Source organism: Kitasatospora sp. NPDC059146, assembly GCF_042786665.1.
GTDB lineage: Bacteria > Actinomycetota > Actinomycetes > Streptomycetales > Streptomycetaceae > Kitasatospora.
Window position 1 is genome coordinate 1 of record NZ_JBHZCY010000075.1, and the last position, 18,100, is coordinate 18,100.

At 74.7% G+C, this 18,100-nt stretch carries 10 protein-coding genes and 2 pseudogenes; 7 read left to right on the forward strand and 5 right to left on the reverse strand.

The genetic code is table 11. From position 1 onward, the window contains the following. Positions 1–102 precede the first annotated feature (102 nt). Both ACFXPX_RS27615 and ACFXPX_RS27620 read left to right on the forward strand, forming a co-directional pair. A complete protein-coding gene (locus ACFXPX_RS27615) occupies positions 103–1,257 on the forward strand; it encodes a hypothetical protein (RefSeq protein WP_380643869.1) in 1,155 nt (384 codons plus the stop codon). A 25-nt stretch (positions 1,258–1,282) separates the two neighbouring features. Then, positions 1,283–2,143 carry a DUF3592 domain-containing protein gene (locus ACFXPX_RS27620; RefSeq protein ID WP_380593501.1) on the forward strand — a complete coding sequence of 287 codons (861 nt, stop codon included), beginning with the start codon at positions 1,283–1,285 and terminating at the stop codon, positions 2,141–2,143. 16 nt (positions 2,144–2,159) lie between these two features. Here the strand turns inward: ACFXPX_RS27620 and ACFXPX_RS27625 are convergent, their stop codons facing one another. Both ACFXPX_RS27625 and ACFXPX_RS27630 read right to left on the reverse strand, forming a co-directional pair. After that, on the reverse strand, positions 2,160–3,401 hold the full coding sequence (locus ACFXPX_RS27625) for a CynX/NimT family MFS transporter (protein WP_380523753.1): 1,242 nt from the start codon (positions 3,399–3,401) through the stop codon (positions 2,160–2,162). Continuing rightward, positions 3,398–4,159, reverse strand: a complete 762-nt coding sequence (locus tag ACFXPX_RS27630) for a FadR/GntR family transcriptional regulator (protein WP_380643871.1) — start codon at positions 4,157–4,159, stop codon at positions 3,398–3,400. Before ACFXPX_RS27630 ends, ACFXPX_RS27625 begins: the two co-directional genes overlap by 4 nt. A gap of 231 nt (positions 4,160–4,390) precedes the next feature. Between ACFXPX_RS27630 and ACFXPX_RS27635 the strand changes: the two genes are divergently transcribed. Then, entirely contained in the window at positions 4,391–4,540 is a 150-nt protein-coding gene (locus ACFXPX_RS27635) for a hypothetical protein (protein WP_380643873.1), read from the forward strand. Positions 4,541–4,606: 66 nt separating this feature from the next. On the opposite strand, the gene ACFXPX_RS27640 is transcribed toward ACFXPX_RS27635, so the two are convergent. Next, positions 4,607–5,479, reverse strand: a complete 873-nt coding sequence (locus tag ACFXPX_RS27640) for a helix-turn-helix transcriptional regulator (protein WP_380643875.1) — start codon at positions 5,477–5,479, stop codon at positions 4,607–4,609. 118 nt (positions 5,480–5,597) lie between these two features. On the opposite strand from ACFXPX_RS27640, the gene ACFXPX_RS27645 reads away from it, so the two are divergent. Then, complete coding sequence (locus ACFXPX_RS27645; protein WP_380593497.1) at positions 5,598–6,662, forward strand: aldo/keto reductase; 1,065 nt, start codon at positions 5,598–5,600, stop codon at positions 6,660–6,662. A gap of 88 nt (positions 6,663–6,750) precedes the next feature. Here ACFXPX_RS27645 and ACFXPX_RS27650 read toward each other — a convergent pair whose 3' ends face one another. Continuing rightward, entirely contained in the window at positions 6,751–12,834 is a 6,084-nt protein-coding gene (locus tag ACFXPX_RS27650; protein ID WP_380643877.1) for a beta-ketoacyl synthase N-terminal-like domain-containing protein, read from the reverse strand. Between the two features lie 374 nt (positions 12,835–13,208). Between ACFXPX_RS27650 and ACFXPX_RS27655 the strand changes: the two are divergent. The 3 genes and pseudogenes from ACFXPX_RS27655 to ACFXPX_RS27665 form a co-directional block, all read left to right on the forward strand. Beyond that, positions 13,209–13,787 (forward strand): annotated as a pseudogene (locus tag ACFXPX_RS27655) (carbohydrate binding domain-containing protein); the annotation flags it as partial. A gap of 183 nt (positions 13,788–13,970) precedes the next feature. Further along, positions 13,971–14,930, forward strand: a pseudogene (locus ACFXPX_RS27660) (chitinase); the annotation flags it as partial. 557 nt (positions 14,931–15,487) lie between these two features. Next, the gene (locus ACFXPX_RS27665; protein WP_380523741.1) at positions 15,488–16,309 is read left to right on the forward strand and encodes an SDR family NAD(P)-dependent oxidoreductase; all 822 of its coding nucleotides are present in this window, start codon (positions 15,488–15,490) and stop codon (positions 16,307–16,309) included. Between the two features lie 230 nt (positions 16,310–16,539). On the opposite strand, the gene ACFXPX_RS27670 is transcribed toward ACFXPX_RS27665, so the two are convergent. Beyond that, positions 16,540–18,090 carry an RICIN domain-containing protein gene (locus ACFXPX_RS27670; RefSeq protein ID WP_380643879.1) on the reverse strand — a complete coding sequence of 517 codons (1,551 nt, stop codon included), beginning with the start codon at positions 18,088–18,090 and terminating at the stop codon, positions 16,540–16,542. Positions 18,091–18,100 lie beyond the last annotated feature (10 nt).

Consider the following 18,100-nt stretch of genomic DNA (forward strand, 5'->3'; position numbering starts at 1 on the left):
GGTCAAGAGGGGAAGGCGGTGCGGGAGTTGTGATCGGCTTGTGACCGTTCCGGGTACCCGCGGGACTGTCGGCGGTTGCCCGGGACGTGCACAATCTGCCGCATGACGACAGCCGCGGGCGGACCGCCCTCGCCGAACACGCCGTCCAAACTCGCCCTGGGCCTGCTCACCGGTGCCGTGATCGGGGCGTCGCTGGCCGGGTTCGTCAGCGGCTGCGTGCTCGGGCGGACCTCGTTGATCGTCCTGTCGCTCGCACTGCCGGCGGCCTACGGGCTGGTGGCGTTCCTCGCCTCGCTGCCGCGCTGGGGCCGGGAGGCGGCGGCCGTGCCGGTACGGGCGCTGGCGCTGATCGAGGAGCGGGAGGCGGTCAGGGGCGAGAGCAGTGACGTCCCGGTGCAGTTCGAGCTGAGCGTGGTGCCGGACGGCGCGCCCGGGTTCCGGGTGGGGATCCGGCAGGAGATCAACCTCGTCGAACTCCCCGACTACCGGCCGGGCGGGATCGTGGTGGTGGAGTACCCGCCGGACCGGCCGTGGAAGGCGCGGATCGTGAAGCGGCCCACGCCGGAGTGGGAACGGCGCGTGGCCGGGGCCAGGTTGGACTCGGTGCCCGGCCCGGCGATGCGGGAGGAGAGCGGGCCGGGCTGTGCGGGTTGCCTGCTGACCGTCCTCGGCCTGCTGCTGGGCGTGGGCGCCGTGCTGCTGCCGTTCCACACCGAGCTGTTCGCCGTGGTCGAGGACGGGACCGGCACGGCCCGGCCGGCCGTCACCTCCTCCTCGGAATCCTCCTCCTCGGAATCCTCCTCCTCGGAATCCTCGTCCGCCACGATCACCGTGACCTCGGCGACCGGCACGGTCGCCCTCGGCCCGGGGCAGTCCATGCTGGACCAGGGCGAACTGCGCAAGGCCGTCGAGTCGTTGACCCCGGGTGGCGAGCCGCGCCAGGCACTCGCCGTCGTCGTGCAGGACCGTCAGCTGACGGTGGTCCTCAACCCGGCCGACGGTGTCCCGGGTGCCGGTGCCCCGGGTGCGGGGAAGGGTCCCGGGTTCGATCCGCGCTCGCTTCCTTACGAGCGGATCCCCGGCCTGGTGGAGGAGGCCCGGAGCACCCTCGGCGTCAAGGCTCCGAAGAGCTGGCAGCTGACCGCCGACGGGACCACCGGCGCGCTGACGCTCAGGATCGTGGTGACCGGCGAGAGCGGCTCCGCGACGCTGGAGGCGGACGGCCGGGGCCAGGTGCTGCGGCGCAACGGCGGCTGACCGGTACGGACGGAGGAGGAGTGCGATGGGGTGGGACGAGATCCTGCTGCTCTGGTGCGGGCTGTGGGCCGTGGTGGCCCTGGTCGGGCTGGTCAGGTCGCTGGCCGGGGTGACCGCGGACCAGCGGAAGGTCCGGCTGACGGGGCGGATCGTCCGGGTGACCGAGCCCCGGCACGGTGGCTCGGGCAAGGGCGGGATCCCGGTGGTCGTCCGCTACCGGGACCCGGTCTCGGGTGAGGAGGTCGAGGTCACCAACGACGGCGAGCGCGGCGAGATGATCACCGTCGCGTGGGAGGGCCGGGAGCTCGGCATCGGGTACCCGCCGGGCCGCCCGCACGCCTACCGGTTCTCTCCCGTCGACGAGGAACCCGGCCGCGGGCTGGGTCGGCCGGGCCTCGCGCTCTTCCTGGTCTGTGCCGGGCTGGTGGCGTTGGCCGCCGTCCGCTGGGGGTGGCCGTGGGCCCTGATCGGTGTGGCCGGCCCGTGGGCCGTCGCCGGGATCGTCCTGCTCCCGCGAGCGGTACGGGAGAAGGCCGACCGGATCACCAGGCTGGCGGCGCTGGAGGCGGTGCCCGGCCGGGTCGTCGCGGTGCTCAGGGACGTCAGCGTCGACGAGGACGGCGACACCTCGACCACCATCACCCCGGTGCTGTCCTTCACCACCCGGGACGGCACGGTCGTCACGGCGCACTGCCGGAACGATCTCCCGGGCCCGCCCCGGACGTACGGCCTGGAACTGACGGTCCATCATGATCCTGCGGATCCGGCCGTGTTCATGCTGGACCGGTCCGCCGGGCAGCGCTCGGCGGAGCGGGGCGTGCTGTACCACGCGGTGATGATCGTGGTCCTGGTGGCCACGACCGTGGCGGGAGTGGTCCTCCTCTGAGCCGGGAGCGCCGGGCTCAGCGGGCGGGCGGCCTCACGTGGCGGTCCTGGCCCGCGCCGTACCCGACGGCCGCCATCGCGGTGCTCAGGACGGCCAGGAGCCCGAGGGGGAGCGTCCAGCTGCCGGTGGCGTCGTGCAGGATGCCGAGCAGGAGCGGGCCGGCCGCCGCCACGAGGTAGCCGACGGACTGTGCCATGCCCGCCAGCGCGGCCGCCTCGCCGGCGCTGCCGACGCGTTCGCTCTGGAAGCTCAGCGCCAGGACCAGGCACACGCCGGTGCCCAGCCCGAGCAGGGTGCAGGCCACGACGGTCAGGCCCGGGGCCGACAGCAGGACGGCGAAGCCGGCGGCGACGACGACCGAGGCCCCGGCCGCGGTCCACCGCTGGTCGTGGTGGCCCCGGGTGAGCAGCGGAAGGGCGCTGCTCGCGGCGAGCGCGATCACCTGGTAGTAGAACAGCATCCAGCCGACCGTGGTGCTGTCGGCGCCCTGGTGGAGCAGGATGCTGGGCAGCCAGGCGACGGCGGTGTAGAAGCCCAGGGACTGCAGGCCCATGAACAGGCTCACCTGCCAGGCCAGCGGGGACCGCCAGGGCGCGGGGGAGTGGGTCGCGCCGGTGCCCGCCCCGGGGCGGTCGTGCCGCAGCCGGGGCAGCCAGACGATGAACGCGGCGACGGTGAAGGCGGTGCCCCAGGCCAGCGCGGTGTGCCAGCTGCCCGGCAGGCTGTGGGCCAGCGGCGCGGAGATCCCGGAGGAGAGCGCGGCCGTGAGGCCCATGACCGTCACGTAGAGCGCGCTGACGCCCTGGATGCGGTGGGCGGGCACGTTGCGCCGGATCAGCGCGGGCAGCAGGACGTTGCCGAAGGCGATCGCGGCGGAGAGGACCACCGTCCCGGCGAACAGGCAGGCCACCGAGGGGAGCGAGCGGATCACCGTCCCGACGGCCAGCGTCCCGAGCGCCGCCACCAGCAGCCGGGCGCTGCCGAACCGGTGGGAGGCGCGGGCCACCAGGGGGGAGGTGGCGGCGAAGGTCAGCAGTGGGAGGGTGCTCAGCAGGCCGCCCCAACTCGACGTCAGGCCGCTGTCCTGCTCGATCGCCGGGAGTAGTGTGCCGACACCGGTCAGACCGGTGCGCAGGTTCGCCGCGACCAGGCAGATCCCGATGACGAGCCCGACCGACACGGCGGGGCGGGTGCGGTCCGGGGTCGACGCCTCGGCGGTGGGGCGTTCGGTGGACACCGAGGGGGACGGGGAGCTCACTTCGTCACCTCCGCACCGGAGTTGTGGCCACCGGAGTTGTGGCCGCCGGCGGTGCGGCTGCCGGTTCCACGGCCACCGGCCTCGTGGTCACGGGTGAGCCGGACGATCGCGGCGGCCGCGTCGCGGGCCCCGTCCTCGTCCCGGCCGTCGATCGCGTCGACGAGCCGCCGGTGCAGTCCGGCGTGCTCCTCGGCGTGGGCCGCGTCCCAGGGCAGGCCGCCGAGGGAGGCGGTGAGCGCGGTGCCGAGGTGGTCGTACACCTCGATCAGCAGGCCGTTCCCGCTCGCCCGCACGACGGCCCGGTGGAACAGCGCGTCCACGCTGCCGGCCAGCGACAGGTCCCCGCCCGCGGCGGCCGCGTCGGCGTCGGCCAACAGCTCCCGCAGCTGCTGCACCTGCTCCTCGTCGCGGCGCAGGGCGGCGGCCCCCGAGGCGTACTCCTCCAGTACGGTCCGCAGTTCGAGGACGTTCGCGCGCTGGGCGGTACCGGCCCGGCGCAGCATGACCGCCTGGAGCTCGCTCGACGAGCGGACGTAGGTGCCGTCCCCCGCCCGGGCCTCCAGCAGTCCGAGGTGCACGAGTGCCCCGATCGCCTCCCGCAGGGTGCTGCGGCCGACCCCGAGTTCCTCGATGAGGGCCTGCTCCGACGGGATCCGGGTGCCCACCGGCCAGCCGCCGGCCTCGATGTGCGAGCGCAGGCTGTCCACGAGTTGCGCGGACAGGCTCGCCGTCCGACGCGGTGTCTTGATGCGTGTCATGGGAGCACCATAGCCAAACATCAGACATTTGAACATCACACTTCTTGCCCCTGCGGGAGTGGGGCGGTCCTGGCCCGCCCTGCCCCCGCTCATCCCTCCTTCACTTGCCTGGACTTTGCAAACTCTTTAAGGTCCTGGATGTCACCGACCGCAGGTCACACCTCCAACGCAAGGGCGGACATGTCGCCGACAGGACGCAGGGACCGCCGAGCCGCCGCCGTGGACCTGGCGGTGCTTCTGGTCGCACTGGTCGCCACCACGCTGGTCTGCCGCGGGCTGGGGGCCGGCCCCTGGCCCGCGATCCTGATCGGCGGGTGTGCGGGGGCGGCCACCACCCGCCTGGGCCTCGGCGCCCGGCTCCTGCGCGGACGACGGGACTGACCGACCGCCCCCGGGCCGCCGCCCCCCGGGGCCGCTGTCACCGGGCCGCCGCCCCCCGAGCCGCTGTCACCGCGCGCACAGCCGGTCCAGGGCGGCGCGGCTCTCCTCGTCCGCGGCGCGGTAGATCAGCAGCCGCAGCTCCGGGTCCTCCAGCGGCAGCAGCACCTCGAAGTCGACGGCGATCGCCCCGACGACCGGATGCCGCAGCAGTTTGCGGCCGCGTCCGTTGACGCGGACCTCCCGCTCGGACCACAGGCGGGCGAAGTCCTCGTCCTGGGTGGTGAATTCGGCGATGAGGTCGGTCAGCGCCCGGTCCTGCGGGTGCGCGGCCCACGCTGCCCGCAGGTGGGCGACCCCGTCCCGCAGCGCACCCTCGCGGTCGGCGTAGAAGCCGCGCATCGCCGGGTGCAGCAGGCAGAGCCGCATCGCGTTGCGCCGGACCGGCGACGGGGTGTCGAAGCCCGGGAGCAGCCGGGCCAGCTCGGGGTTCCAGGCCAGGATGTCGTAGCGGTGGTCCAGCAGCATGGCCGGCAGCGGCGAGAGCTCGTCGACCAGGTGGGCCAGCGACGGCGCCGCGCCGGGGGCGGGCCCGTCGGTACGGCCGGGGCGGCGCCGTCCGGCCAGGTCGAAGAGGTAGTCGCGTTCGCCGGGGTCCAGGCGCAGGGCCCGGGCCAGCGCGGCCAGGACCTCCGCCGAGGGCCGCAGCCCGCGGCCCTGCTCCAGCCGGACCACGTAGTCGGTGCTGACCCCGGCGAGTTCGGCGACCTCCTCGCGGCGCAGCCCCGGTGTCCGCCGGGACCTCCGGCGCGACGGCAGGTCCGGCCGGTCCGGCGCGGAGCGTTCGCGTCGGCTCCGCAGGAAGGCGGCCAGCTCCTGGGTGGTCTGGGTGGCCTGGGTGGTCCGGATGGTCCGGGTGGTGTCCACGGTTCGGGTCGTCATGGCCGGTCCAACCGCGAGGGTGGGACTGGCCTTCCCAGGAAGGGCCTTCCCTTACCCCCGGCCCGCCGCCGCCACAGACTCGGTCCCGACAAACCGATCACGACCGCAGGAGAACCTGATGGCACTGACCCTCGACGACTACCGGCTGCTGGGCCGGTCGGGGCTGCGGGTCTCACCGCTGGCCCTGGGCACGGCGACCTTCGGCACCGAGTGGGGCTGGGGCGCCGAACGGGACGAGGCCCGGAAGCTGTTCGACCGTTACGTCGAGCTCGGCGGCAACCTCCTCGACACCGCCGACACCTACACCGACGGCAGCTCCGAGCGCCTGCTGGGCGAGTTCGCCCACCAGGAGCGCGAGCGCCTGGTGCTGGCGACCAAGTACTCGACGCTGCGCCGCCCGGGCGACCCCAACTCCGGTGGCGCGCACCGCAAGGCGCTGTTCGGCTCGGTGGAGGGGAGTCTGCGGAGGCTGGACACCGACTACCTCGACCTGCTGTACCTGCACGTCTGGGACTTCCGGACCCCGGTCGAGGAGATCCTGCGGGGGCTGGACGACCTGGTCCGGCAGGGCAAGGTGCTGTACGTGGCGATCTCCAACACCCCGGCCTGGCAGGTGTCCCGGATGCAGGCGATCGCCGACCTGCGCGGCTGGTCGCCGCTGGTCGCGCTGCAGATCGAGTACAGCCTGATCGAACGCACGGGGGAGCGCGACCTGATCCCGATGGCCCGCGAGCTGGGCCTGGGCGTGGTCCCGTACTCGCCGCTGGGCGGCGGGGTGCTCAGCGGCAAGTACCGCCGGGAGGACGTGGCCGCGACCGACGCCGGTGCGGGGGACGGCACCCGCAGGAGCCTCAACCTCGCGCTGGGCACGCTCACCGAGCGCAACCTCGCCGTCGTCGGGGTCGTCCGGGAGGTCGCCGCCGAGCTGGGCCGCACCCCGGCCCAGGTGGCGCTGGCCTGGACCCTGCGGAACCCGGCGGTGACGACCTCGCTGATCGGTGCCCGCACCCTGGCCCAGCTGGAGGACAACCTGGGCGCTCTGGCGGTCGAGTTCTCGGCCGCCCAGCTGGACCGGCTGGACGCGGCGGGCGCGGTCGACCTCGGCCAGCCGCACGAGGTGCTGGCGAGCGACCACCTCCGCCGGGTGACCATGGGCGACCTGCGGATCGAGACCCGCCGGTGACGGCCAGGCCCTGTCCGGCGGAGGCCCTGTCCGGCCGACCGGACAGGGCCTGTCCGGACAATGCCTGGCCGGACAGGGCCTGGGCCGGTCACCGTCCGGGGCCCACCGTCCGGGCGAGCCAGGTCCGGATCGCCTCGGCCGTCGTCGCCACGTGCTGGTCGAGCACCGAGAAGTGGTCCCCCGGGATGTCGCCGGGCCGTAGGTGCAGGGTCGGTACGGTCGTCTCCTCCGGCCGGCCGAGGAAGACGCGCACGTACGCGCCCAGGGCCGCGAGCGCGGGCTCGTCCAGGCGGAGCGCGGTGCGGGCCGCCAGCTCGGTGAGCCGTCCCTCGTCCCGGACGGGGTGGGTGTCCAGCAGCACCACGGCCTCGGCACCGACCCGCTCCGCGACGGCCTGCGCGACCAGGCCGCCGGTGGAGCGGCCCAGCAGCACCACCGGCCGGTCGAGCCGCTCGATCGAGGCCGCGTGCGTCCGCACCAGGGCCTCCACGTCCTCCGGTACCGGGCCGCCCCGGTACCCCGGGTGCGGGAGCAGCCACAGGCCGGGCAGGTGCCGGGCCAGCGGACCGTACTCCCCGGGGGGCGAGGTGAAGGCGGGGAAGCAGACGATCGCCGGGCCCGCGCCGTCGCTGAGCCGCTGCGGGGCGACCGGCGGGAAGGCCGCCGCCGACGGCAGTGCCCAGGAGGCGGAGACGAGCAGGTGCATGGCCTCCTGGTGCCGGCCCAGTCCGCACAGCCGGTGGTAGAGGTCGGCGAGCGTTCCCGGGGCCGGCGGCGGGCGCAGCTGGTCGGCGAGGGCCCTCGGGGTGGGGGAGTCGAACACCACGGTGGCGGGCAGCCGCAGGCCGGTTCGCTCCTCCAGCCGGTTGCGCAGCTCGATCGAGGTCAGCGAGTCGAAACCGAGGTCCGGCACCGGGGTGTCCGGGTCCACCTCCGGATAGCTCAGGACGGCGGCGACCTCGGCGCACACCAGCTCCAACAGGTCCGCCGGACGGACCGGTTCCGGTGCGCGCCGCGGCTCCGGGCGGGGGGCGAGGTCGTGGGCGCGGTCGCGGTCGAAGGCGATCGGTACCAGGACCGGCTCGTCGGTGCCCAGCGCGGCCTCCAGGAGCGCCACGCCCTCCGCCGGGGTGAGCGGCAGCAGTCCGGGACCGGCGGACCGGTCGGCCGCCATCCCGACCGTCCACGGGCCCCAGGCCAGCGACAGCGCGGGCAGGCCCAGGCGCTTGCGGTGGCGGGCGAGTTCGTCCAGGTAGCTGTTGGCCGCCGCGTAGTTGGCCTGCCCGGCGTGGCCGAGCACCCCGGCCGCCGACGAGAACAGCACGAAGGCGTCGAGGTCCCGGTGCGCGGTCAGCTCGTGGAGGTGCCGGGCCGCTTCGGCCTTCGGGCGCCACACGGTCGCCAGGCGTTCCGGGGTCATCGAGGTGAGGATCCCGTCGTCCAGGACGCCCGCGGTGTGGATGACGGCCCGCAGGTCCTCGATCGAGTCGACCAGGGCGGCCAGCGCGGCCCGGTCGGTGACGTCCAGCCGGGTCTCGCCGCTGCGACTGGCGACGACGACGCGCACGCCCCCGGCCCGCAGGTGGCCGGCGACCGCGCGTCCCAGCGCGCCGCCGCCGGTGACCAGGACGGTCCCGCGCCAGGCGAAGGAGCCGCCGCCCGCCACCGGGACCAGCTCGGCGCGCTCGGCGACGGTCTCCGGCTCCCCGTCGGCGACCTCGGCCAGGGTGAACCGCCCGGGGTGCTCGGTCTGCGCGACCCGGACCAGCCCGGCCACCGCGGCTCCGGCGAGGTCCCCCGGCCGCACCAGGACGGTCAGGTGCTCGTGGCCGGCCTGCAGCTCCCGCAGCGCGAGCGCCAGGGCGGCGGGCGGGTCCCCGGCCCGCACCTCCAGCAGCCTCCCCCGCGGCTGCCCCGTGACCCGCCGCCACTCCGGACGGAACAGGGCGCCCCGGCCGGTGCCGGCCGCCCGCGCGGTGAGCGACTCGACGCACGCCACCGGCCGGCCCGTACGGTCGGTCAGGTCGATCCGCCCCGCCCGGATCCGGACCCGCAGGGCCGTGGCCCCCCGGGCCAGCAGGTGCACGCCGCGCAGGACGAACGGCACCCCGCCGGTGAGCAGCCGGGCCGGGTGCAGGGCCGCGTCGAACAGGGCGGGGTGCAGGGCGTACCGTCCCGCGTCGGGGAAGTCGCCGCGGACCTCGCCGAAGAGCTCGTCGCCGCGCCGCCACAGGCGGCTCAGCCCGCGGAACGCCGGGCCGTAGTCGGCGTGTTCGACGTCGAGTTCCTCGGCGCCCGGCGGGGGCCACTCGCCGGTCTCCACCTGCGGGGCCGGCCGTGCGTGGAGCCGGCCGTCGGCGCAGCGGACCCCGTTCGCGTACACCTCGAACGCCCGGGTGCCGTCCGGCGCTTCGGGACGGACGACGATCTCGGCCCGCCTGGTCCGGGGCAGGGGCATCGCGGTGTGCAGCACCAGCTCGTCGATGCCGGTGCACCCGGCCCGCTCGCCGGCGTGCAGGACCAGTTCCAGCACGGCCGTGGCGGGCACCAGCGCCGTCCCGTCCACGACGTGGTCGAGCAGCCAGGCGGGGCTGAGGTCGGCGACGCACACCACCTCGCCGGATCCGGGGACGACGACGGTCGACCCGACCAGCGGGTGCTCGGCGCCGGGGTCGAGCCAGTAGCGCCGGCGCCGGAAGGCCCGGGTGCCCCGCAGTCGGGCCGCCGCCCGCTCGGGGTCGGCGGTCGGGACGACGCCCTCGACGAGCGCACCCAGCGTGCTGCCCGGGCCGAGTTCGACCAGGGTGGCACCCCCGACCGCGGCCACCTGGTCGGCGAAGCGGACCGGCTCGCGCAGGTGCCGCACCCAGTGGGCCGGGTCGTCCGGGCGGGCGCCGATCACCGGGATCGCCGGGGGACGGTACGTCAGGCCCTCCGCCACCCGCGCGAACTCCGCCAGCTGGGGGTCCGTCAGGGGGGAGTGGACGGCGTGGCCGACGGTGAGCAGCAGCCGGCCGCGGGCGGTGACCAGCCGCGCGGCGTCGGGCAGCGACAGGACGCCCGCCAGGTGGGCGGCCGCGATCTGCCCGGCGGAGTGCCCGATCAGGGCGTCCGGGCGGTAGCCCCAGGACTCCAGCAGACGGAACATCGCGACCTCGTAGGCGAACAGGGCCGCCTGGGCGAAGTCGGTGCGGTGCACCAGCTCGGTGTCGAGGGCCTCCCGCAGCGCCGGGTCCAGATGGGCGCAGGCCTCCTCGAAGGCCGCAGCGAACACGGGGTGCCCGGCGGCCGACTCCCGCCCCATCCCCGGCTTCTGCGCCCCCTCCCCGGGGAAGAGGTAGGCCGTCCGCAGCTGCTCGTACTCCTCGACGATCACGTGCGCGTTGGTCCCGGAGATCCCGAACGCCGACACCGCGCCACGGCGCGGACGGTCCCGGGCCGGCCAGGGGGTCGGCTCGGTGACCAGCCGGAGCCGGCCGGCGGTCCAGTCGACCTCGCGGGAGGGTTCGCCCACGTGCAGGGTGGCGGGCACCGTCCGGTGGCGCATCGCCATCACGGTCTTGATCACCCCGGCGACCCCGGCGGCGGCCTGGGTGTGCCCGAGGTTGGACTTGACGGTGCCGACCAGCACCGGATCCGGCCGGGCCTGGCCGTAGGTGGCGAGCAGCGCGGCCGCCTCGACCGGGTCGCCCAGGGCGGTTCCGGTGCCGTGGGCCTCGACCACGTCCACGTCGGCGCCGGTCAGTCCGGCGTCGGCCAGCGCCTGCTGGATCACCGCGGCCTGGGCGGGGCCGCTGGGCGCGGTGAGTCCGTTGGACGCCCCGTCCTGGTTGACCGCCGAGCCGCGCAGCAGGGCCAGGACCGGGTGGCCGTTGCGCACCGCGTCCTCGACCCGCTCCAGGAGCAGCAGCCCCACCCCCTCCGACCAGACGGTGCCGTCGGCGGCCGCGGAGAACGGCTTCACCCGCCCGTCCGGGGCGAGGCCGCGCTGGCGGCTGAACGCGACGAAGCTGTCCGGGCTCGCCATGACCGTGGCACCCCCGGCCAGGGCCAGGTCGCACTGCCCGCCGCGCAGCGCGTCCGCCGCGAGGTGCAGGGTCACCAGGGAGGAGGAGCAGGCCGTGTCCAGGGTGAGGGCCGGCCCGTGCAGGCCCAGGCCGTAGGCGATCCGCCCGGAGGCCATGCTGCCCGCCGACCCCAGCGCGATCTGGGGCAGGAGCTCGTGGTCGGTGCCCCGGAACCGGCCGGCGTAGTCGTCGTACATCAGGCCCACGTACACGCCCGTGCTGCTGCCGCGCAGCGACTCGGGGGCGATGCCCGCCCGTTCGACGGCCTCCCAGGCCGTCTCCAGCAGCAGCCGGTGCTGGGGGTCGGTGGCCAGCGCCTCCCGCGGTGACATCCGGAAGAACGCGGCGTCGAAGTCGGCCGCGTCGGCGAGGAAGCCGCCGCGGGTGACGTAGCTGGTGCCGACGTGGTCGGGGTCGGGGTGGAACAGCTCGTCGAGGGGCCAGCCCCGGTCCGTGGGGAAGTCCGTGACGGTGTCCCGGCCGGCGGCGAGCACCCGCCACAGGTCCTCGGGGCCCGCGATCCCGCCGGGGTAGCGGCAGGCCATCCCGACGATCGCGACCGGCTCGGTGGCCCCGCGCGCGGGGGGCGGCGCGTCGGTGGCCCCGCCGGTCAGGTGGTCCGCCATCGCGCGGGGCGTGGGGTGGTCGAACACCAGCGACGGGCGCAGCGAGACCCCGAGCGCGCTGCCCAGCCGGTCCCGCAGCCGTACGGTGCCGAGCGAGTCCAGACCGGCCTCGGCGAACGGCTGGTCCACCTCCGGTGCCCGGCCGGTGATCCCCTCGGTCTCCCCGCGGACCAGGTCCAGCACGTACTGGAACCGCAGTCGCCGCCGGGCCGGCTTGCCCGAGGAGGTCTGCGGGATGCGGCTGACCGGGCGGATCGCCGCCGGCACCCGGTGCGGGGGCAGGTGCCGGCGGCAGAAGGCCAGGACCGCCGCCGGATCCACCGCGCCGACGACGTAGCCGACCGGTACCTCCCCGAGCACCGGGTCCGGTTCGCCCGCCACGGCCGCTGCCCGGACGTCCGGGCAGCGGGCCAGCACCTGTTCGATCTCGGCGGGGTGGACGTTCTCCCCGCCCCGGATGATGATCTCGCTCGCCCGACCGGTCACCACCAGCCGGCCGCCCTCCTCCCGGCCGAGGTCCCCGGTGGCCTGCCAGTCGACGGCGCCGGGCAACCGCAGCCGGATCTCCCCGTCGACGAACCGGGTCTCGATCCCGGGCAGCACGACGCCGTCGACGGCGACCTTCCCGGAGGCCTCCGTGCTGCCGTACCCGTCGTGCAGCTCGTGGCCGGACACCCGGCGGAACCGCTCGCGCAGCTCCGCCGGCAGCGGGGCGCCGGCCGATAGGCAGAGCGGTGGCAACGGGGCCCCGGCGTCCAGGAGTTGGGCGAAGACCGCGGGCACGCCGCCCAGTGCGGTGAAGGGCGTCCGGCGGAGCAGCCCGGCGGCCGCCTCCGGGGTGAAGCGGTCCATCACGTGGGCGCTCGCGCCCAGGGCCAGCACGCCCACCACGCACATCGAGTGCCCGAAGGCGTGGAACAGCGGCAGCGGCCACAGCAGGTGGTCCTCGGCGGACATGCCCAGCAGGCCGCGGTAGGCGTGGTCGGCCGACCGGAGCCAGGCCCGCTGCGTCGACAGCACGCCCTTCGGGTCCCCGCTCGTTCCCGAGGTGTGGTGCAGCCAGGCGGGCTCGTCCGGAGCGAGGTCGTCGCGGGGCGGGGCGCCGGTGGGGGAAAGCAGCTCGTCCACGGTCACCACCCGGACCCCGGCGACCCGGCGGGCCTGCGCCAGGTGGGCGCGGTCGGTGACCACCAGGTCGGCGCCGCCGTCGGCCAGGCGGAACCGGAGCTCGTCGTCGCCGAGCCGCGGGTCGATCGGCACACCGACGGCGGCGGCGCGGGTGACGCCGAGGGTGGCGGTGATCGCGGGCACCCCGCCGGACAGCTGGAGCGCGACCCGACTGCCGCGCTCGACCCGGAGGTTGCCGGCCACCAGGGCCGTGCGGCGGGCGAGGTCGCCGTAGCTCACCGCACCGCCGGAGTCGGTGAAGGCCGCCCGGTCCGGCTGCTCCGAGGCGTGACGGAGGATCAGCTCGTGCATCTGGCACCCCTGCATTCCGCGGTGTGGTGAACGGGTTCCGGCAACCGTCACCCTCGGCATGATCGTGCGTCAAATCCACTCCGCCCCGGGGTCGGGGCCGGACCGGGCGTTCCCGCGGCCGGCCGGCGGTTGGTCCGATCGGACCCCGGCGGCCCGGACCGACACGCCACGGGTGGTGGACGGGCGGCCGTCCGGGTGGCTCAAACCGTGAGTGGTCCAGACCTTAATGGTCCAGACCTATTGACCAACTCCGGCTCCCCTCCTACGATCCGGTCCGGCACAGCCCCACATGTCCCCCACCTCACCCACGGCCGGGCGTCACGCCCCCACGCGTCGGTCACGTCCCTGGCGCCCCGGTCGGAAGGGAGCACAGCATGTTCCGTCGGAGGTCCCGAACCCCACGCCCGTCGGGCGGTTCCCACCCCGCTCCGGAGGCCGGCCGTCCCGGCGGGGAGCCGCGCCGGACGGGTCTGGAACGCGCGTCGCGGCCCACACCCCGGGCCGCCCAGCACCGCCCGAGCGCGCTGGTCCGCTCCCTCGCCGTGGTCGGGACGGCCGCCCTGGTCGGCGCCGGCATCGCGGTGACCGGCTCCGTCACCGCCGGGGCCGCGACCCCCAACCTGGTGGCCAACCCCGGCTTCGAGAGCGGACTCTCCAACTGGACCTGTTCGCCCGGCACGGCGGCGGTGGTCGGCAGCCCGGTGCACTCCGGCAGCGCCGCCCTCCAATCCACGCCGACCGGCCAGGACACCGCCCAGTGCTCCCAGACCATCAGCGTGCAGCCCAACTCCGCGTACACGCTGAGCGCCTACGTCCAGGGCAGCTACGTCTACCTGGGCGCCAGCGGCACCGGCGGCAGCGACCCGTCCACCTGGGCGCCCGGCAACGCCTCCTACGGGCAGCTCAGCGTCAACTTCACCACCGGGCCCGGCACCACCTCGGTGACGGTCTACCTGCACGGCTGGTACGGGCAGCCCGCCTACTACGCGGACGACGTGTCGCTCACCGGCCCCGGCGGCAGCAGCTCCACGCCGCCCACCACCCCGCCGACCACGCCGCCCACGACGCCTCCCACGACCCCGCCGACCACGCCTCCCACCACCCCGCCCACGACCCCGCCGACCACCCCGCCGGGCGGCGACACCTGCCCGACCAAGCCCCGGCCCACGGGCAAGGTCCTCCAGGGCTACTGGGAGAACTGGGACGGCGCCGCCAACGGCGTCCACCCGGGCCTGGGCTGGGTGCCCATCACCGACAGCCGGATCGCCGCGCACGGCTACAACGTGATCAACGCCGCCTTCCCGGTGATCCTCTCCGACGGCACCGTGCAGTGGCAGGACGGCATGGACGCCAACGTCAAGGTCTCCACCCCCGCCGAGATGTGCCAGGCCAAGGCGGCCGGGGCGACGATTCTGATGTCCATCGGCGGCGCCGCCGCCGGCATCGACCTCAGCTCCAGCACCGTCGCCGACCGCTTCGTGGCGACCGTCGTCCCGATCCTCAAGAAGTACAACTTCGACGGGATCGACATCGACATCGAGACCGGCCTCTCCGGCAGCGGCGACATCAAGACGCCCTCCGCCTCCCAGGCCAACCTGATGCGCATCATCGACGGAGTGCTGGCCCAGATGCCCGCCGGCTTCGGCCTCACCATGGCCCCCGAGACCGCCTACGTCACCGGCGGGAGCGTCACCTACGGCTCCATCTGGGGCGCCTACCTGCCGATCATCAAGAAGTACGCCGACAACGGCCAGCTGTGGTGGCTGAACATGCAGTACTACAACGGCAGCATGTACGGCTGCTCCGGAGACTCCTACCAGGCCGGTACGGTGCAGGGCTTCACCGTCCAGACCACCTGCCTGAACAACGGCCTCACCATCCAGGGCACCACCGTCAAGGTGCCCTACGACAAGCAGGTGCCCGGCCTCCCGGCCCAGCCGGGTGCCGGCGGCGGCTACATGGACCCGGGCTCGGTCGGCCAGGCCTGGGGCAACTTCGGCGGCGCCTTGAAGGGCCTGATGACCTGGTCGCTCAACTGGGACGGCTCGAAGGGCTGGACCTTCGGGGACAACGCCAGGTCGCTCCAGGGCCGTTGACGCCGGACCGATCACCGCTGAGACACCGCTGAACCACCACTGAACCACCACCGAAGGCCCGCGCCCCGCCACCCCGGGGCGCGGGCCGTTCAGTTCCCCGCACCACCCCCCGGAGCGCCGCCGGGCCCGCCGTCAGCCGGGCCCGCGTCAGGGAGGCGTCAGGAGTTCGTCAGGGCGGGTGACGGAGCTTGCCCCGGGCATCGGCGCGGGCTTTGATGGACGGCATGCACCGCTCGACCCGCCACCACGACCGCCCGCCGCATAGCCGGCCGCGGTTCGTCGTCGCGGTCGCGGTCGCCACTGCCGTCCGGTAGTACCGAGCTCCTTCCCGCCGGTCACCGGCCGCGCGTACGGGCCCGGGGCAGTCCCGCCGAGCCCGTGCCGATCACCGCCGCCCGTCCTCCGCCCCGTTCGGCTCCGGGGCGGGGGCGGGCGGTCGTCTCCGCAGTACACCTTTCTCGCACCACACTCCTTCTCGCACCGGCGGCCCCGGCGCGGGCGGCCGCGCGCCGCCCCGTCGCCGTACCCCGCCGGTGCCCAGCACCCTTGGATGGGTCATGTCCGACACCGTTCTGTCCGCCCGTACCGCCCTTGTCACCGGCGCCTCCTCCGGCATCGGTTGGGAGACCGCCCGGCTGCTCGCCGGGCGGGGCGCGAACGTCCTGGTGCACGCCCGCACCGCCGCCGAGGCGGAGGACGCCGTCGACCGGCTGATCGCCGCCGGCGCCCGCCGTGACCAACTCGTCGAGCTGGCCGCCGACTTCACCCGGCTGGCGGAGGTCGCGGTGCTGGCCGGCACGGTCGTCAAGCACTACCCGGCGCTGGACCTGCTGGTGAACAACGCCGCCGTGATGGCGCCCGAGCGCTGCACCCTGACCGACGACGGCAACGAGCTCTCCCTGCAGGTCAACTTCCTGGCCGCGCACCTGCTGGCCAAGCTGCTCCGGGCCCCGCTCTCGGCCGCCGGGGACGCCCGGATCGTCAACGTGTCGTCCTCCCTGCACCGCACCGCGTCGATGAACTGGTCGGACCCGCACCGGGTGAAGAAGTACTCCCGGGTCGCCGCGTACGCCCAGTCGCAGCTGGCGCTCACCATGGCGACCGCCGAGATGGCGCCGGCCGGCTCCGGCGTCACCGCCGTCAGCCTCAACCCGGGCCTGTGCGACACGGCGCTGCTGCCGCTCTACGGGCGGGTCGGCGCACCGGCGGCGGAGGGCGCGGCGGCCGTGGTCCGGCTCTGCCTGCCGGATGCCGAGATCGCCAACGGCGCCTACTACGACGGCGGCGTCGCCGCGCCGACGGCCCAGGCCGCCCAGGAGGAGCGCTCGCAGAAGCGCCTGGTGAAGCTCGCCGACCAGCTGGTCGGCCGGGCCGCCTGAACCGCGTCCACCCACCCAGGACCAGGAGGAGCACGGTGTCCAAGCGCGCCCGCAAGAAGAAGGCCCGGCGGAAGAAGAAGGCGAACCACGGCCGCAAGGCCTGTCAGTGACCGCGTAGCGGAGCCCCGGGCCCGCCGTCCTCAGCGCTGAGCGAGGACGACGGGCCCGGGGTCGTGCTGCCGGGGCCTTGGCCCGGCGCCTCGGGGCGTGGTCCAGGGCCCGGGAGCGGCTCAGGCGAGGGTGGCCCAGTCCTGGGTGTTGGCGTTGCCGGCCGCGTTGACGACCACGGCCGCTCCGGTGCTCACGGCGGCGCTGTCGAGCACGTAGCCGGTCGCCGGGTTGGTGATCGTCAGGGTGCCGCTGCCGTTCTGGGTGACCTGCCACTTCTGGTACTGGCTGGCGGAGTTGAAGGCCTGGAGGGTGACCTGGCCGCCGGCCGCGGCGGGCGCGGTGAGGGTCAGCGGGGTCGGGCAGCTGTCGTAGATCCGGGTGGTGCCGTCCGCGTTCGGGTCCAGCTTCCACTTCTCCGAGGCGTGGGTGGAGTCGTAGGTGTCGAGGTCGGCGACCACGTTGGTGGAGTTGGCGCACTGCCCGGCGTGCTCCAGGGCCAGGCCGCCCCCGTTGGTGAAGGCGTGGTACTGGTTGTCGCCCACCGGGTTGGGCCCGTAGTCGACGGTGTGGGCGGCCAGGTAGTTGAGCGCGCTGCCGGTGGTGGCGAGGTTGCCCAGCGGTCGGTCGTTCTTGAAGTAGTCGGCGAAGGTCGACGGGGCGTGCGAGGTCAGCAGGGCGACGGTGCCGTTCCAGCCGCCGTCGACGTTGTTCCACAGGTCGAGCAGCGAGCCGTCCACGTTGCCCTGGACCTGGTCGCCGGTGTTCCAGCCGGTGGTGTAGGTGAACGGGTAGCTGCTGCCGTCGGGCCAGACGTAGCGGTAGTCGCCGAGCAGGTAGGCGGCCGTGGAGTCGGCGAAGCCCTCGGTCCAGGCGCAGCTCGCCGAGCTGACCAGGTTGACGTAGTGCGGGCTGCAGTTGCTCACCGCGGGGAACACGCCGTTGTACAGGCGGTGCATCAGGAAGTGGCCGGACTCGTGCAGCACGGTGTGCTCGGAGTCCGGGTCGGCGGCGGCCAGGTGGACGGTGCCGGCCAGGTCGTAGTACGTCCCGTCGGCCGAGTTCGCCGTCCAGCGGACGGTGAGTTCGGTGCAGGCGTTGTTCGCCTCGTGCGAGGACCAGCAGGCGGTGGCGGGGTTGTTCCGGTGCTGGTAGAGCAGGTTGACGGTGTCGAAGGCGTGCCAGGCCCGGGCGGTGGCCGCCGGGGGTTTGACCGTGCCCAGCGAGGTGCTGGCGGCGATGTTGTTCTGGGTGGCGGAGTCCAGTGTGTACGGGGTGCCGGTGGTGTCGGCGACCTTCCAGTACTGGTTGCTCTCGGTGCGGAACCGCACCCACAGGCTGCTCATCGAGGTGGTGGCGGCCGGGGTGTAGCAGAGGTTGAAGCTGCCGTCGGCGGCGCTGGTCAGCTGGTAGTCGGCGGTCAGCTGGTGGGCGGTGTCGGTGACCTTCTCGGCTCCCCACAGCTGGGCGTCCGCGCTGCGCGCCGGTTTGGTCTGGGTGGGCTTGGCCGGGCCGGCTTCGGCCGACTGGTAGTCGTACTGGAGCGTACCGCTGAGACAGATCGGGCTCGCGGCCCGGGCCGGCGTCGCGGTGAGCGGAACGACGGCGGAGACGGCGAGGAGGACGGCGCCGAGGGCGGCGGAGCCGTGCGACAGCCGGATGCCGAAGGCCATGAAGGGGCTT

Bases quoted from the DNA above. Each gene is read 5' to 3' on its own strand.
- ACFXPX_RS27615 (WP_380643869.1), top strand. From the start codon at position 103: ATGACGACAGCCGCGGGCGGACCGCCCTCGCCGAACACGCCGTCCAAA.
- ACFXPX_RS27620 (WP_380593501.1), top strand. From the start codon at position 1,283: ATGGGGTGGGACGAGATCCTGCTGCTCTGGTGCGGGCTGTGGGCCGTG.
- ACFXPX_RS27630 (WP_380643871.1), bottom strand. From the start codon at position 4,159: ATGACACGCATCAAGACACCGCGTCGGACGGCGAGCCTGTCCGCGCAA.
- ACFXPX_RS27640 (WP_380643875.1), bottom strand. From the start codon at position 5,479: ATGACGACCCGAACCGTGGACACCACCCGGACCATCCGGACCACCCAG.
- ACFXPX_RS27645 (WP_380593497.1), top strand. From the start codon at position 5,598: ATGGCACTGACCCTCGACGACTACCGGCTGCTGGGCCGGTCGGGGCTG.
- ACFXPX_RS27650 (WP_380643877.1), bottom strand. From the start codon at position 12,834: ATGCACGAGCTGATCCTCCGTCACGCCTCGGAGCAGCCGGACCGGGCG.
- ACFXPX_RS27665 (WP_380523741.1), top strand. From the start codon at position 15,488: ATGTCCGACACCGTTCTGTCCGCCCGTACCGCCCTTGTCACCGGCGCC.
- ACFXPX_RS27670 (WP_380643879.1), bottom strand. From the start codon at position 18,090: ATGGCCTTCGGCATCCGGCTGTCGCACGGCTCCGCCGCCCTCGGCGCC.